The sequence below is a fragment of the Prosthecobacter fluviatilis genome (assembly GCF_055388355.1).
The window spans coordinates 850,224-866,464 of the sequence record NZ_AP043782.1 but is presented as its reverse complement, the minus strand read 5'-3'; the positions used below and the strand labels follow the sequence as shown (position 1 = coordinate 866,464).

The 16,241-nt window shown below is 60.3% G+C and carries 11 protein-coding genes; 4 read left to right on the top strand and 7 right to left on the bottom strand.

The genetic code is table 11. The features are described from left to right. Positions 1-5 precede the first annotated feature (5 nt). The 3 genes from ACZ5WW_RS03145 (at position 6) to ACZ5WW_RS03135 (ending at position 6,074) form a co-directional block, all read left to right on the top strand. Entirely contained in the window at positions 6-3,176 is a 3,171-nt protein-coding gene (locus tag ACZ5WW_RS03145) for an efflux RND transporter permease subunit (RefSeq protein ID WP_377169996.1), read from the top strand. A 12-nt stretch (positions 3,177-3,188) separates the two neighbouring features. Then, entirely contained in the window at positions 3,189-4,589 is a 1,401-nt protein-coding gene (locus ACZ5WW_RS03140; RefSeq protein WP_377169993.1) for an efflux transporter outer membrane subunit, read from the top strand. A 69-nt stretch (positions 4,590-4,658) separates the two neighbouring features. Continuing rightward, the gene (locus ACZ5WW_RS03135; RefSeq protein ID WP_377169991.1) at positions 4,659-6,074 is read left to right on the top strand and encodes a N,N-dimethylformamidase beta subunit family domain-containing protein; all 1,416 of its coding nucleotides are present in this window, start codon (positions 4,659-4,661) and stop codon (positions 6,072-6,074) included. Here ACZ5WW_RS03135 and ACZ5WW_RS03130 read toward each other — a convergent pair. From ACZ5WW_RS03130 to ACZ5WW_RS03100, 7 genes are all read right to left on the bottom strand, one after another. Then, a complete protein-coding gene (locus tag ACZ5WW_RS03130) occupies positions 6,055-6,774 on the bottom strand; it encodes a class I SAM-dependent methyltransferase (protein ID WP_377169989.1) in 720 nt (239 codons plus the stop codon). The two genes, ACZ5WW_RS03135 and ACZ5WW_RS03130, sit on opposite strands and share 20 nt — an antisense overlap. A gap of 111 nt (positions 6,775-6,885) precedes the next feature. Next, the gene (locus ACZ5WW_RS03125) at positions 6,886-8,235 is read right to left on the bottom strand and encodes a DUF1501 domain-containing protein (protein WP_377169987.1); all 1,350 of its coding nucleotides are present in this window, start codon (positions 8,233-8,235) and stop codon (positions 6,886-6,888) included. Continuing rightward, on the bottom strand, positions 8,232-8,675 hold the full coding sequence (locus ACZ5WW_RS03120) for a hypothetical protein (RefSeq protein WP_377169985.1): 444 nt from the start codon (positions 8,673-8,675) through the stop codon (positions 8,232-8,234). The genes ACZ5WW_RS03125 and ACZ5WW_RS03120 overlap by 4 nt, the downstream gene beginning before the upstream one ends. 12 nt (positions 8,676-8,687) lie before the next feature. Continuing rightward, the gene (locus tag ACZ5WW_RS03115) at positions 8,688-10,562 is read right to left on the bottom strand and encodes a DUF1549 and DUF1553 domain-containing protein (protein WP_377169983.1); all 1,875 of its coding nucleotides are present in this window, start codon (positions 10,560-10,562) and stop codon (positions 8,688-8,690) included. A gap of 91 nt (positions 10,563-10,653) precedes the next feature. Next, positions 10,654-12,120 (bottom strand): polysaccharide lyase, encoded by a 1,467-nt coding sequence (locus ACZ5WW_RS03110; protein WP_377169981.1) that lies wholly within the window; start codon positions 12,118-12,120, stop codon positions 10,654-10,656. Positions 12,121-12,305: 185 nt separating this feature from the next. After that, positions 12,306-14,036, bottom strand: coding sequence for a M56 family metallopeptidase (locus ACZ5WW_RS03105; protein ID WP_377169979.1), 1,731 nt, complete (start codon positions 14,034-14,036; stop codon positions 12,306-12,308). Between the two features lie 7 nt (positions 14,037-14,043). Further along, a complete protein-coding gene (locus ACZ5WW_RS03100) occupies positions 14,044-14,448 on the bottom strand; it encodes a BlaI/MecI/CopY family transcriptional regulator (RefSeq protein WP_377169977.1) in 405 nt (134 codons plus the stop codon). Positions 14,449-14,586: 138 nt separating this feature from the next. On the opposite strand from ACZ5WW_RS03100, the gene murA reads away from it, so the two are divergent. After that, complete coding sequence (gene murA / locus ACZ5WW_RS03095; RefSeq protein ID WP_377169975.1) at positions 14,587-15,852, top strand: UDP-N-acetylglucosamine 1-carboxyvinyltransferase; 1,266 nt, start codon at positions 14,587-14,589, stop codon at positions 15,850-15,852. The last annotated feature ends 389 nt before the right edge of the window (positions 15,853-16,241 follow it).

The following is a 16,241-nucleotide window of genomic DNA, read 5'->3' as shown; positions in this document are numbered from 1 at the left end:
CTTGCATGACCTCCGTTTTCATAAATCGTCCCATCCTTTCAGTTGTATTGTCCGTCATCCTCACATTGCTGGGGTTGCTGTCGTTGACAAAGCTTCCCGTGTCGCAGTTTCCCGGCATCGCGCCGCCGGAGGTGAACGTCACCGTGGAGTACGCCGGGGCCAATGCCGAGACGCTCACCAAGGCCGCCATGGTCAAGCTGGAGCGCAGCATCAATGGCGTGCCCGGCATGAAATACATGTCCACCGATGTGGGCAACGATGGCGTCGGCGTGGTGCAGATCATCTTCGAAGTCGGAACCAATCCGGACACGGCCTCCGTGAACGTGCAAAACCGCGTGGCTGCCATCATGGGCCAGCTTCCCGCCGAGGTGGTGCGCAACGGCGTCAAGATCGCCAAGGAGGAAAACGCCATGTTGATGTACCTCAACATTTTCAGCACCAGGAGCGATGTTGACGAAAAGTTCCTCTACAACTTTGCCGATCTCAACATCCTCTCCGAGCTCAAGCGCATCAAAGGCGTGGGCTACGCCGACATCCTCGGCGCCAAGGAGTACGCCATGCGCGTCTGGCTCAAGCCGGACAAACTTCTCGCTCTCAATGTCTCCGCCAATGACGTGATGACCGCGCTCGAAGAGCAGAACGTGGAAGCCGCCCCCGGCAAGGTGGGAGAGAGTTCCGAAAAAGGCCGCCCGCAGCTCCAGTACGTGGTGCGCTACACCGGCAAGTTCACCACCGAGGAGGAGTACCGCAACATCCCCCTCCGCTCCACCTCAGAGGGGCAGATCCTCCGCCTGCGCGATGTGGCGGAAATCGAGTTTGGCACCACCTACTTTGATGTGGAGGCCAGGTTCAATGGCAGGCCCGCCGCCGCCATCATGCTCAAGCAAATTCCGGGCTCAAACGCCAGCGAGGTCATCGCTGCCGTTAAGCAGCGCATGGCGGAGATCCGCGAGTCCACCTTCCTCGAAGGCATGGACTACGAGATCAGCTATGACGTCTCACGCTTTCTGGATGCCTCATTGCATGAGGTCCTGCGCACCCTGCTGGAGGCCTTCGTGCTCGTCTCCCTCGTCACCTACGTTTTCTTGCAGGACTGGCGCAGCACCGTCGTGCCCGTGCTCGCTGTGCCTGTGTCCCTTGTCGGCACCTTCGTATTCATGCACATGATCGGCTTCTCGCTGAATCTCGTCACCCTCTTCGCCCTCGTGCTTGCCATCGGCATTGTGGTGGATGACGCCATCGTCGTCGTGGAGGCCGTGCATGCGCAGATGGAGCGCGGCAGCGGCGGCGCACGGCAGGCCACGGAGCGTGCCATGCATGAGATCAGCGGCGCTTTGATCGCCATCACCCTCGTCATGGCGGCCGTGTTTGTGCCCGTGGCCTTCATGTCCGGCCCCAGCGGCATCCTGTACCGAAACTTCGCCATCACCATCGCCATCGCCATCAGCCTCTCCGGCTTTGTCGCGCTCACTCTCACGCCGACTTTGTGTGCGCTTTTGCTGAAAAACTCGCATCATCAACCGCACGATTCTGCCCAAGCGCCCAAACGGCGTGGTCCGCTTGCCTGGTTCTTCCATGCGTTCAACAGCACCTATGAGCGTCTCGCTTCCAGTTACACCGCCATGATTCGCGGTATCGCCGGGCGTCGCGCCCTCACCTGCCTCATGCTGCTCGGCTTCTGCGCCGCCACCGGCTGGGTCAGCCGTCAGGTGCCCACCGGCTTCATCCCGAACGAGGATCAGGGCAGCTTCTACATCAGCATCACCACGCCATCCGGTGCCACGCTGGAGCGCACCAAGGACGTGGTGGACGAGATCGTCCGCTGCATAGGCGGCTTGCCGGGCATCTCCTCCGTCTCCAGCCTTTCAGGCACCAATATCCTCTCAGACGGCACCGGCGCCAGCTACGGTACCTGCCTTGTGAATTTAGTCCCATGGGATCAGCGCAGCGCCACGGTGGAGACGGTGATGAATGACGTGCGCCAAAAAATCTCCCATCTCAAAGACGCACGCATCGAGATCTTCCCCCCGCCTCCTGTGCCCGGCTATGGCAATGCGGGAGGCTTTGAGCTGCGCCTGCTGGACAAAACCGGCAGTGGCGACTTCCAGCGCATGGATGCCGTGCTCAAGCAGTTCATGGCAGACCTCCGGCAGCGGCCGGAAATCGGCAGCGTCTTCACCATCTTTGACGCCAGCTATCCGCAGTATCTTCTGCATGTGGACATGGACAAAGCCGCGCAGAAAGGCGTCACCGTCAGCCGCGCCATGGCAGAGCTGCAGACCCTGCTCGGTAGTGAATACGGTTCCAACTTCATCCGCTTCGGCCAGATGTACCGCGTCATGGTCCAGGCACTGCCGCAGTATCGTGCCCGCCCGGAGGATATCCTCAAGCTCAGTGTTAAAGCAAGCAACGATCAGATGGTCATGCTCTCCAGTTTCATCACTCTGGAGAAAGTTTACGGCGTCGATCAGGTCACCCGCTACAACATGTTTCCTTCAGCCGAGCTCAACGGCGAGCAGTCCCCCGGCTACAGCAGTGGCGACGCCATCCGCGCAATCCAGGAAACTGTGAAGGACAAGCTGCCCAAAGGCTACGGCATCGACTGGGCGGGCATGACGCGTGATGAAGTGAATGTCGGCAACGAGGCCACCTTCATTTTCATTATCTGCATCGTCTTCGTCTATCTGCTGCTCGCCGCGCAGTATGAAAGCCTGCTGCTCCCGCTTCCCGTCATCCTTTCTCTCCCCACCGGCCTCGTCGGAGCCTTTCTTTTCCTGCAATGGATGGGGCTGGAAAACAACATCTACGCCCAGGTCGCCATGATCATGCTCATCGGCCTCCTCGGAAAAAATGCCATCCTCATTGTCGAGTTCGCCGCATTGCGCCACCGCGAGGGCAAAACACCGCTCCTCGCAGCCGTGGAGGCCGTGCGAACACGCCTGCGCCCCATCCTCATGACTTCCATGGTCTTTGTCGCGGGGCTCATGCCTCTGTTGCTCGCCAGTGGTGTTGGAGCCGTGGGAAATCGCACCATCGGCGCCGCTGCCACGGGAGGCATGATCTTTGGCACCGTTTTTGGCGTCATTCTCACGCCGGGGCTCTACGTTATCTTCGCCACCCTGGCGGAAAAATTCAGCCGCAGGCGTGAAGAACTGCCGCTGAGCGAAACCCTCTGAGTCGCGCTCCGCATGAAACCACTCCCTCTCATCTCCGCCGCCCTCACTCTGCTCGCCTCAGGCTGTGCCGGCGTGCTGCTGCCCAAGCCCATCACCGCGCCCAAGACCATCCTTACTCAGGAAGAAGCCCGCGCTCAGACCGCGCTCTGGCGCAAACACTTCACCGATCCTCATCTCGGCCGGCTCATCGATCAGGCCATCGCTGGCAACAACGATCTCAAAATTGCCTTCCAGCGTGTGCAGGCGGCACGTGCGCAGATCACCGCCAGCCGTGGGGCGCTGGCCCCTGCCTTAGGCATCGCCAGCGGCGTGGGTCTGCGGAAGTTCGGCTACTACACCATGGATGATGCCGGAAATCGGACCACGACCATTTACAAAGATCAGATCATTCCCAACACGCTGCCGGACTTCAGTCTCGGCCTGCAGACCGCCTGGGAGGTGGATCTCTGGGGCAAGCTGCGCAGCCAGCGTGATGCCGCCATGCAGCGCACGCTGGCCAGCGTGGCCGGCCGCCGCCTCGTGCTTGTCAGCCTCATCAGCGACATCGCCACCCACTATTACGATCTCCTCGCTCTCGACACCACGCTGACTATTCTGGATGACAACCTCCGGCTCCAGGAGCGTGCCATTGAAACCGTGCAGGCGCAGAAAGCCGTCGGGGCTGCCAACTCGCTAGCCATTCAGCAGTTTGAGGCACGTGCCAGAAACCTGCGCAGCCTCAAGCTCGAAGCCCGGCAGGAGATCTTGGATCTTGAAGCGGCAATTCGTTTGTTGCTCGGAAACGCCGGTGCAAAAATCCAGCGCAGCCAGCAGCCTCTTACCAGCCTCAGCTTGCCGCACCTTTCCAAAAAGGTCCCTGCCAGCCTGCTCACCCAGCGTCCGGATGTGATCCAGGCCGAACATGAAGTGGCGGCCGCAAGGTCAGACGTAAAAGCCGCACGTGCCGCCTTTCTTCCCAGCCTCAACATCAACGGCGTGCTCGGCTTCCAGGCTTTTCGTGGCGATCTCCTGCTCAACTCCCACTCAGCCGCCTACAGCATTGCAGGCGGGCTCGTCGCCCCGCTGGTCAACCGGGCCGCCATCAGGGCCCAGTTTCAAAAAGCCAGTGCAGAACAGTTGGAGACTCTGGCTGCCTTTCAGCAGTCCATCGTCAACGCTTATGTGGAAGTTCACAATCGCCAGTCCAAAATCCGTCTGCTGGATGAACTGCACAAGGTCAAATCGGAGCAGGTCGGCCTGCTCGCCGAAAGTGTTGCCACCTCCAATGAACTTTTCGCCACCCGCCGCGCCACCTATCTTGAAGTGCTCAACGCACAGCAGACCACCCTCGAGGGCCGCCTGGAACTGGTGGACGTGAACAAGCGGCGCTTTCAGCTGCAGATCTCCCTCTACAAGGCGCTGGGCGGCGGCTGATTTAAACGGTCCCCGTTTTCTGTCCATTCCTGGCTGATCGTTTTTGCCGGTTCGCTGCGTAATCTGAGAATGTCCCTGATCACCGCCGAAAACTCCAAGCCTGGATCCTCCGACTGGCAGCTCACCCGCATGCGCCTCGACAAGAACGAGGGCTTTCGCTCGCCGGTGATCGAAGGCTACTGCTCCCGCCAGTCCGTAAAAGCTGGCGAGACTCTGGACATCTTCGTCAGCACCAAACCCACCGCTCGCTTCAAACTCGAAATCTTCCGCACCGGTTACTACGGTGGCTGCGGCGCACGCTTGATGACGGAGCTCGGCCCCTTTGAAGGCAAAGAACAGCCCGTGCCTCCAATCGGCGAAAAGCGCCTCCGCGAATGTCGCTGGGAAAAGACCACCTCCATCACCATTCCTCAAGACTGGCTCAGCGGTGTGTATCTCGGCAGGCTCACCACGCTGCCTGCCTCGAAGGACGAACCCTACTGGCAGAGTTACATTGTCTTCATCGTCACCGACGACCGGAAGGCGGACATTCTCTTCCAATGCAGTGACAACACCTGGCAGGCCTACAACAAGTGGCCGGACAACTACTCGCTATACACCGATCCCAAGGGCAATCAGGGGCCATGGTCCGATGTCAGCTTTGACCGCCCGTATGCCAAGTATGCGCAGATTTACGAAAATCCGCAGTCCGTCGGCAGCGGCGAGTGGCTGTGCTTTGAGTTTCCCGCCGCCTACTGGCTGGAGAAGGAAGGCTACGACGTGACCTACTGCTCCAATGCCGACATGATCACCCCGGATCACGGTTTGAAGTGCAAGGCCTTCATCAGCATCGGGCACGACGAGTACTGGGACATCCGCCAGCACGACAGCGTCGCAAAGATGCGCGATGCCGGCGTCAATCTGCTTTTCCTTTCCGGCAATTCTGTCTGCTGGGTCACGCCTTTTTCCCCCAATGCAGACGGCGCTCCCCTTCGCCGGATCTTCCGAGGCGGCCCCTACGGCGGTGACTACAAGTATGCGGTGGATCGCGAGAAGAACCATGGCCCCTATCCTCATCGTGGGCCAGACGAAGGCTATCTCATGGGCGTGCGCAACATCAGCCCCGTGAACGGTGGTGGCGACTGGATCTGTACCAAGCCCGCGCACTGGGTCTTTGAAGGCACCGGCATGAAGCAAGGAGATTCCATTCCCGGCATGATCGGCTGGGAGTATCATGGCGATGCACCCAAGGATCTGCCCGGCCTCGAAATCCTCGCCGCCGGCACAGCCTTCCAGGGCGGTACCAATCCGCAGCAGTGGCAGGCCGTGATCTTCGACGGCCCAAAAGGCAACTTCATCTTCAACGCCTCCACCATCTGGTGGGCCCAGGGCCTGAGCAAGCCCCCCGGCCACATGCCCGTCTGGAGCCACTATTCCCGCCCCCACGGCACCGACGCACGCGTCCAGTGCATCACCGCAAACCTCCTCAAACGCGCGCTTGCTTGAGCCGTCTGGCATACCAGGCATGGATCATTCCCGCCTGGAAAAACTGAACCGGTGGGCCAAAGCCGCCATTGCTGATGATGTCTCGTGTCTTCGCAGGCGATAGCACCGCTACGTCATGCCTGTAAGCCTCGCGCATTTTCTCCACCTCTTCCGGCACGGCGAGTGAGCCTCCATCCCGCATCGTCCGAAACCAAACATCAAGCAGCCCCATGGAGTCCGCACCTCCGGAAAGATCTCCAGACAGATCCGAGCTGACCAGCATGCCCTCAGGCTGCAGACGTTCTGCAATGCTTTTGAAAAACTCAGAGCGTGCCTGGGTGTCCAGGATGAATTGTGAAACAAGAAAGGCCGTCGCCGCATCGAAAGGGCTGTCAGGCGGTAGCGTGTCGAGATAGCCTGCATGAAAGGTGCATCGTGCCGAAATGCCATGCTCTTCCGCACGCTGCCGCAGGACGTTCAGCATGGCTATGGAAGGCTCCACAGCTGTAAAATGCCATCCGGGAAACTTTTGGGCCAGGTGGAGAATTTCGGCACCTGTTCCCGCGCCTACGCAGAGGATACGCGCTGTCTCAGGAAGCTCTGAAAGCACGGCGCTTGTGAGCAAATGCAAGGCGCTGTTGATGGGGGACAGCCGGCTCCACTTTTGGTCATACGTTGCGGCCTGCTGATCAAAGATGGCGGTAATCTGTTCTTTTTCCATTAGACTGATGAGAGGGGAAGGCACAGCTGCGGCATGGGAAACGCTCCGCATGCCGCCATGGGCGAAACTTTCTTGGCGCCGAGCAAAAAATCCCAAGCTGGCGACTCCTCCTCACGCCAAAATCACTTTCGCCACCTCGCCGCTCACATCCGTCAGCCGGAAATTTCTTCCCGCATACCGGTACGTCAGCCGCTCGTGGTTGATCCCCAGCAGATGCAGCACCGTGGCATGCAGATCATGCGTGCCGATGATGCCCGTCTCCGCCTTGTCCCCCATCTCATTTGTGCTGCCGTACGTGAAGCCTCCCTTCACACCACCGCCCGCCATCCACATCGTGTAACCGCCGCCATTGTGACCACGCCCATTGTACAGCTCGTTGTCATACCCGCTTCCACGCCCAAACTCCCCGCCCCACATAATGAGAGTGTCCTTCAGCATGTCCCGCTGCTTCAGGTCCGCGATCAATCCCGCAATTGGCTTGTCGATCGACGTGCACTGCCGCGCGAGGTTCTCGCGCAGCCCGTTGTGGTGGTCCCACCCCGGCGAAGTCAGCTGGATGAACCGCACGCCCTTTTCCGCCATGCGCCGCGCCATGAGGCACTGCGTACCAAACCGCTCCGTGGCCCCATCATCCAGACCATAAAGTTCCCGAATGTTTTGCGGCTCCTTGTCCAGATTCAGCACCTCCGGCACGCTCGTCTGCATCTTGTACGCCAGCTCATAGCTCTGAATGATCCCCTCGATCTCCGGATTTCCAGGATCCCCGCTCAGCAGCTTGCGATTCGCCTTCTGAATGAATTCAATCTGCTTCCTCTGCTGCGCATCGCTCAGCCTCCCGTTGCTCAGGTCCGGCACGCCGCCGCCCGCGCTGCTCAGCCGCGTGCCCTGAAACGTCGCCGGCAGAAACGCCGAGCCGTAGTTCATCGCCCCGCCGTTGTCCGCCGCCGGATTGATCGTCACAAACCCCGGCAGATCCTCCGCCTCCGTGCCCAGCCCATAAACAATCCACGCCCCCATCGACGGCCGCACAAACGTCTCACTCCCAATGTGCAGCGCCACCGTCGCCATCTGGTGCGCATTTGTTCGCGTCTGCATCCCATTCAGCAGGCACAGGTCATCCGCATGCTTCGCCAGTTCCGGAAACGCCTCCGAGATCATGATCCCGCTCTTCCCCCGCGGCTTGAACTCAAACACGCTCCCCATGTACTTCTGCACCTTGTTCGCCTCCGCCTTCGCCAGCTCCGGCTTGTAGTCAAACGTGTCCAGGTGGCTCGGCCCGCCCTGCATGAACATAAAGATCACCCGCTTCGCCCGCGCCGTAAAATGCGGCTCCTTCGGCGCCAGCGGATTGATCGTCTTTGGCGGCGCCGCAGCCCCCGCCCACTGCTGATGCAGCGCATTAAACGCCAGCCAGCCGAAGCCGGTGCTGGTGGATTGAAGAATGGAACGACGTGAGGTCATGGCTTCTTGGTGATGGGTTCTGATGCACTGGCTTCAACCGGGAATGGAATGGGGGTCAGCCTGTCCCCGTTTCGTTGGCCTTTCGGTTTCCAGTCGCCCTGAGGCGAGCGACGAATGATGGTCCAGCCGCGTGCTACATCGAAATCAAACAGCACTTTCTCCTTCGTATGTCCTTCATCGAAGTCCATTGCCACGAGAGAGTCTTCGAGAATGAGGAAGTGTGAGATTAACAACCGGTTGTTCTTCAACTCTGACAGCAAATAGGGATGCATGTCCATGGATTGAATCTTGCGCACCAATGTCTGAACTTGGGGCGGCATTTCAGCCAATCGGGCTTCCCAGTTTTCCTCACTTGAGTGGACGAGGGTTTCGGCTTTGAGCTGAGCAGCGAAACTCAGTGCGCAAATCATGAGAAGAGGCCGGTTAAACAGTGAATTCATAATGTTGGAGAGTTAAAACACATATCGAAATTCCGCCGTCCCCAGCAGCGCCTGCACCAGCGTCTGCAGATCCAGCTCAGATGCATCACGCAGCTCCTCACTGGACGGCTCCCGTCCCAGCACGGCACGATAGACCGCTTTCACATCCTTACCGGCTTTCTCCGCGATCTCACCCGCCAGCTCCTCCACCATCGGGTTGTTCATGAAAAACAGCGCCTGCGGAGCCACCGTTGTCACATCGCGCTGTCCCTTGATCTGCGTCGGTCCAGGAAAATCAAACGTGCTGAAAAGCTCCGGCACATTGTCCCGAACCACCGGCAGATAGATTGTGCGATACGGATCTTCAGGGCTCAGCAATCCACGCGTCACCCCATGCCGTCCTTTGCCGCCTGTGCCCGCCACCTGGATGCCTTCGGGCCGGTCAAACGTCAGCCTGCCCGCCAGTTGCAGCAGCGTGTCGCGTAGCGGCTCCAGTTCCAGGCGCTTCGGGTTCATCCGCCACCGCAGCTTGTTCCCCGCGTCCGGATGCTCAGGATTTCCCGTGCTCGCCAGCCGGTAGGTGCGGCTCAGCATCATCGCGCGGATCATTTTCTTCACCGACCACCCGCCTTCCACAAAACGAATCGCCAGATGATCCAGCAACTCCGGATGCGTCGGATCACTCCCCGTGATGCCAAAATCATCCACCGTGCGCACGATCCCTTCGCCAAACAAATGCTGCCATAGGCGGTTCACCGCCACACGCGAGGTCAGCGGATGCGTCGCCTGCGTCATCCACTGTGCCAGCTCCAGCCGCCCGGAGGACTTCGCCGGAACCTTCGGCAGCGGGGGCAGGGCAGGCATGCCCAGCCCGCCACGCTCCGGCGCAGCCTTGCGATCATGCGGATCACCACCCACCGCCAGCTCACAGTCTTTGACGTCACCCTCAATCACCCCCATGCAAAAGTGCGGATCCACATCGTAGCGGATCGTCGTCTTCGGATTCCCCAGCGCCCGGATGTCATCCATCGAGTGAATCCCCTCTGGCAGTTTCGCAGGCGGTCCCACGCGCTCGTCCAGCTTCGTCGGCAGGTCCACCAGCATCTCCGGGTCCACATAGCCCGATCCGTTCATGTCGCTGCGGTTCGCCTGGCCCGGCAGCGTGCGGCTGCTGTAAAAGATGCCTGCCAGCGCATAATAATCCTTCTGGCTCACCGGCTCCGTCTTGTGGTCATGACAGCGCGCGCAGCTCAGCGTCAGCCCCATGAACGCACGCGACACCACGTCAATCTGGTCATCCACCTGATCGAGCACAAACTGCTCATAGTCCCCCTCCTGCAAATTCACACTCCCCAGAGCCAGCATGCCCGTGCCCACAATCTGGTCACGCTTTTGCAGCACCGTCGTGGCAGGCAGCAGATCCCCCGCAATCTGCTCCGCCACAAACCGATTGTAAGCCTTGTCCGCATTCAGCGAATCAATCACCCAGTCGCGATACTTCCACGCATACGTAAACGGCGCATTCCACACCCGGCCCACACTGTCCGCATACCTCACCACATCCAGCCAGTGCCGCGCCCACCGTTCGCCAAAACGTTCGCTTTGCAAAAACGCATCCACCACCTTCGCAAACGCCACATCATCGGCCGCCGCATCCTTCACAAACCGCTCCACCTCCTCCTGCGTCGGCGGCAGTCCACGTAGATCAAACGACGCCCGCCGGATCAGCGTCAGCCGCGAAGCATCCCCAATCGGATGCAGGTTCTCTTTCTCCAGCCGCGCAAGAATAAAGCGGTCAATATCATCCTTCGCCCACGCCCCATCCTTCACCACCGGCACCACCGGACGCAGGATCCTCTGATACGACCACGGCGTGTCATTCTCATATTTCTCTGACGCAGGAAGCATTCCCCCAGAGATAAGAACACCGCAGAGCCAGAATGCTCTCGAAGATAAATGCTGTGTCATCATGGCCAATGGTTGATAATAATATTCCACCTCACCGCTTCGCCTTCAGCCACACGCTCAAGGCCTTCACATTCTGCACAAAGTCCAGGCTGTAGATCACACCACCCGCCGGCCGCGTTTTCTTTCCGCCCGCATCGCGCATCCATCCGCGCTCCTCATCCGTCACGGGCCACGAGCCATCCGCCTGCTGCTCCTTCAAAATCGTCACAATTTCCCCCTCCGTCGGCGGCGAAGACCACCGCTCCTTCTCCACCCGTGGAAAAACAATACTCTCACCGCGCCCGATCTTCCGCCCAATCGACTCAATCGCATCCAGTTCACTGTCCCATTTCCACCCATAGTTGGATGAAGCCTTCTGGTCCGAATAAGTCAGCACAAAACCCTTGCCGCCCTCACCACGCTCAAAGTACAACGGCTTGTTCGTCTGCAACTCATAGTAGCGCGCGATCCTCCCATCCGGCAGCAGCGACTTCCGCAAATACGCCAGCGCCCGCGGCAGCGGTGCCAGGTACTTCTTGTCACCCGTCGCCGCCAGCCTCAGCAGCGCCCACATCGCCGCTTGGCTTTCACGCCCGCAGATCGCACTCGGTTCAAACGCGCGGCTCCAGCTTGGTTGCATCTCCTTATCATACTGCTGCGCCCACGCCGGTTGTGGCTCAGGCATTTGCGCCGTGACAAGAAAATCCCCGCCGCGCTTCGCCGCCTCCAGATATTTGGCGTCCCCCCGCAGCTGCCACGCCAGAACGAGCGTGCTCATTAGCGTCGCATGCGTGTTGTCATTCAGCACATAGCATCCCGTGAAATCCTTCGGCCACTTGCGCGGCCATTCCGCCGGATAGCTTGCAGCCTTGATCGGATACATCCCCGCCGCCGGCGGCGCGCTCGGCCAAGCATCCCAGTTCGCGCTCCACCCATCCGCCGGATACTGCGTTGCCAGGATCGCGCTCAGCGCAAAATCCACCGCCTCCTTGATCTCCGAATCCTTGCCGCCCAGTGCATGATCCACCCGCACCAGCAGCCGCGTGGCCGCCTGCGACACATCATCATCAAAGGTCGAGTAGTTGTTCTTGTTCGCGTGCTTCTTCCACACATGCCACCCGCCTTCGTTCTCCGGCACCTTCCTGCGCTCGATCAGCCTGCCATTCACGTCACGCCGGTAAAGATGCTTCTCCCGATCCTTCTTGGCAAAGTCCCCCGAGTAATCCCATCCACCTGACACAAGCTGCGTGCGCGACACCGCATGCGCTGCCGCCACTGCCGCAGCCAGGCACTTCTCATCCTTCGTCGCCTCATACGCATCCAGCATCGCCATCCCCACCGCCGGAGTCCCCGGCGGCTGAATCCAAACCGTATCTGCCCCCGGAATCCCTTCCGCCTCCCTCAGCGTGAAGTCAGCGCTGTAGCGATACACATACCCCCCATGCGCCGCCGCCTTGGCATGATAAAAAGTAACAGCCTTCGTGATCGCCGCCGTGACCTCCTGCGAAGTCGCAGACATTGCGTGCGTCGAAAAGACGAAGGCCGAAACCAGCATGACCCAAGACTGACGAAGTCCCAATGAAGAACCGTGCATAAAGTGTTGGTTGGAATCTGGCTTCGACATCGGGAGTTATTCGTCATTTGAGGCCGCTGGTTCACCCACCGTGGGCATGACCCCACGAAAGGTGACTGCGCAGCTTCAGGCTACTCCGCCTTGATCCCCACATTCTTGTTCCCATTATCCCTCACGGCATCCACCGTGTTATGCAGCGCACCCAGTGGCACATCCTCATCCCCCGTCACCAGGACTTTGGCACTAGGATGCTCCGGCAAAAAGGTGCTCAGGTGCCCCCGCAGTCTTCCCATGGACACTTCCTCGTCACCCACCATCACCGCCTCGCCGTTCTTGATCACCTTGAGAGTGATCGTCTCGCCTGAAGAGGTGGCCTTGTCGCCATCACGCGCCCCTGTCTTCCGGCTGCCTTCACCCTCGCGTTCACCTCCTGTGCGTGGTTTCTCACCATCACGCATGCCGGTTTTATTTGCACCTTCACCATCGCGGGCTCCCGTTTTCTTGGCTCCGCCATCGCCATCGCGCTCTCCTCCTGTGCGTGGCTTCTCGCCATCACGCATGCCAGTCTTGGCAGAGCCCTCACCATCTCGTGCACCTGGCTTCCTGCTTCCGCCATCACCTTCGCGGGCACCAGGCTTGCGCGCACCTTCACCATCACCCGTGCCTGGCTTCCGGCTTCCACCGTCACCTTCACGCATGCCGGACTTCTTCGCACCGCCATCACCTTCACGTGTGCCTGCTTCACCGGTTTCAGTCTTCGTCTGCTCAGCAGCAGGTGCACGCGCACCCTCACGGCTGCGCTCTTTCGCCGGCACTTCCTTTTCCACCGCACGCGCGGTCGTGAATGAGTAGCAAACAAGCACGCTGAGCGTAAGAACGAGCAGCATTTGAATCACAGGCTGGCGGGTGGTTGGATGGGCGATCATATGGATGCGTTGGCGCAGGGTGGGGTGGTTGCGCACACATGGGGCCAACCCTGCCATGGCCGGTGGTGCGAAAAAGCTTTCTTGAATGCGTAGCAGCGTGTGCCCGTAGTCCAGCCGCTCCGTGGGGGAGAGCAGCTCCAGCGCCCCGGCATCGCAGCGCAGCTCGCGGTCCGCCTGAAAGCGCGACACCACAAACCACACCAGCGGATTAAACCAATGCAGCGCCTGCACCGCCGTCGCGGCCCAGTTCCATACCAGATCATGCTGCTTCACATGCAGCAGTTCATGCAGCAGCACATGGCGCAGGCTGTGCTCATCAAAGCGCGTCTCCCAGTCCTCTGGCAGCAGCACGCTCGGCCGCATGATGCCCACCACCGCCGGAGTCGTGCCCACCGGCATGAGAAGAATGCGCACACTCTTCTGAATCCCCGCCTTCTGGCAAAGACTCGCCACCAGCGCCCGCAGCAGCGCAGTCCTGGCATCCGGACGCTCACGCAGCTCAAGATCAAACCGCCGCTGCCGATACAACGCCGCCGTAAAGACCCACAGCGCCCCCAGCACCCACACCCCCAGCGCCAGCGTGTATCCAGAAATCATTCCCGCAGATTCAGCCCCACCACCGATCAACTCAGAAACAATCTGCGGCTTCCCTGAATCTGCGGGCATCATCAAATCCGCCGCCGACACGGCTGGTGCAGCCGATACCGCACTCATACGCGCCCCCTCATCCTGCTGAAACCAGGCCCCCAGCCCAAACCCCGCCGGAATAAAAGCCGGCAGCATCAGCTTCGTCCCCACCAGCAGCCACAAGCCAATGCGCCATGCCGGGCTCAGCCGCGTCCCCAGCATCAGCCGCAGCCCCAGCACGGCCAAAATCAAGAGGCTCGCTTCGAGCGAAGTGCGCAGCAGCCAGTGGAGGAGAGCGTCGGCATTCATGGTTGGATTACTTTTTAAGTTTCTTCTCGGCCTGATTCAGCACTTCACGCAGCGCAGCCAGGTCATCTTGCGTCACATCTTCACGTTCCATCAGCCCCGCCACAAAGGGCGTCAGCCGGCCGTTGAAGACGCGATCCAGAAAACTGCGGCTCTCCTCATGCTGGCATTGGTCCTGCGCCACGGCGGGCGAGTAGCGAAACTCCCGGCCCACCGCCTCCACCCCCAGCGCACCTTTGTCCGCTAGCCGGCGGATCAGGCTCTGCACCGTGCGCGGTTTCCAGTGCAGCCTGCCTTCCAGCTCCTTCACCACCTCCGCCAGAGTGCTCGTGCCCCGCTGCCAGAAGACATTCATCACCGTCCATTCGGCGTCAGAAATCTTCGGGGCGGGTGGATTGGGAGCGCGGCGTGACATGGTTGGATTACAAACGTGATCCACGGATTACGCATGTAATCCGAGTCGGCAAGAACTTTTTTCAAGCACTCTTTCTTGTGCGAGGATTTCGAAGAATGGCTTGCCACTGCCTCTTTCCGCAGCACAAAGCACTCACACATGGAAAAACTCATCGTTCACGGCGGCGCACCTCTGAAGGGCCGCATCAACATCAGCGGCTCAAAGAACTCCTCGCTGCCCATTCTCGCGGCCACCCTCCTCACCAAGGACACCTGCACCATCCGCCGTGTGCCCGATCTCAGCGACACCAATTACATGGTCCGCATCCTTGGCGAGCTCGGTGCCGAGGTCGAGCGCGCCAGCGGCGTCGTCGTCGTCAAGGCAGAGAAGATTAAATCCGTCGCACCCTACGATCTCGTCCGTAAAATGCGCGCCTCCATCTGCGTGCTCGGCCCCCTCACCGGTCGTTTGAAAAAATGCACCGTCTCACTCCCCGGCGGCTGCGTCATCGGGGATCGCCCCGTTGATCTCCATCTCAAAGGCCTCGAAGCCCTCGGCGCGCAGATCACCGTGGAAGGCGGCGACATCTTCGTGAACGCCAAGAAAGGCTTCAAAGGCGGCCCCATGAATCTCATGGGCAAGCACGGCTCCACCGTCCTCGGCACAGACAATGTCATGATGGCCGCCGTCCTCGCCAAAGGCACCACCATCATCGAAGGCGCTGCCGCTGAGCCCGAAGTCGAGGACCTTGCCAACTTCCTCATCAAAATGGGCGCCAAGATCGAAGGCGCAGGCACCAACCGCATCACCATCGAAGGCGTCAAAGAACTCCACGGCGCAGAGCACGTCGTCATCCCAGACCGCATCGAGGCCGGCACCTTCCTCGTCGCCGGTGCCATGCTTGGCGAGGGCGTCACCCTCAAGCGCGTCATGCCAGAGCACATGAAGGCCGTCACCGATGCCATGATCAAATGCGGCTTCCCCATCGACATCACCAAGGACAGCATCACCGTGAAGCCCAATCCAAACGCCAAAGGCTTTGATCTCACCACCCTCTGCTATCCCGGTTTCCCCACCGACATGCAGGCCCAGATGTGCGCCCTCGCCTGTGTCATCAATGACACCAGCACCATCACCGAGACCATCTTCCCGCAGCGCTTCATGCACTGCGCCGAAATGAAGCGCATGGGTGCCAATATCGATCTCCAGGGCGCCACCGCCCGCATTCGCGGCGGCAGCGTCATGAAAGGCGCCCCCGTCATGGCCTCCGATCTCCGCGCCTCCGCCGCCCTCGTCCTCGCCGGCCTCGTCGCCGAAGGCAAAACCGAGATCAACCGTCTCTACCATATCGACCGCGGCTACGAGCACCTTGACGACAAGCTCGCCGCCCTCGGCGCGCAGCTCGAACGCGTTCAGGATAAATAGGCGCTGCCGAAAGTAGCGCGGGCAATCCTGCCCGCAGCTCTGCACTCTCATCACGGGCAAGATTACCGCACGCCTGGAACTCCGTGTTCTCGTGTTAGGATTCTACACTCATCACCACTTCTTTCCGCCACACGCCAGCCCCGACGGGGCTGCGGATTTCAGCCCAGGGAGGCCGAGCTTTAGCGAGTGCTTCCCTGGGTAAGCAGCAAACAAGAGGGAAGCAAACCCACCGCCCCGCCACACAATGCGCCCACCAGCAGCGTCTGCAATCAGCTCCGCCTCGCAATGATTCCGCTATCCCACGGCGCTGACGCTGCCGGAAGTAGCGCGGACAATCCTGCCCGCAGCTGCGCGCCATTATCGCGGGTGGAATTTCACACCACTTGCCG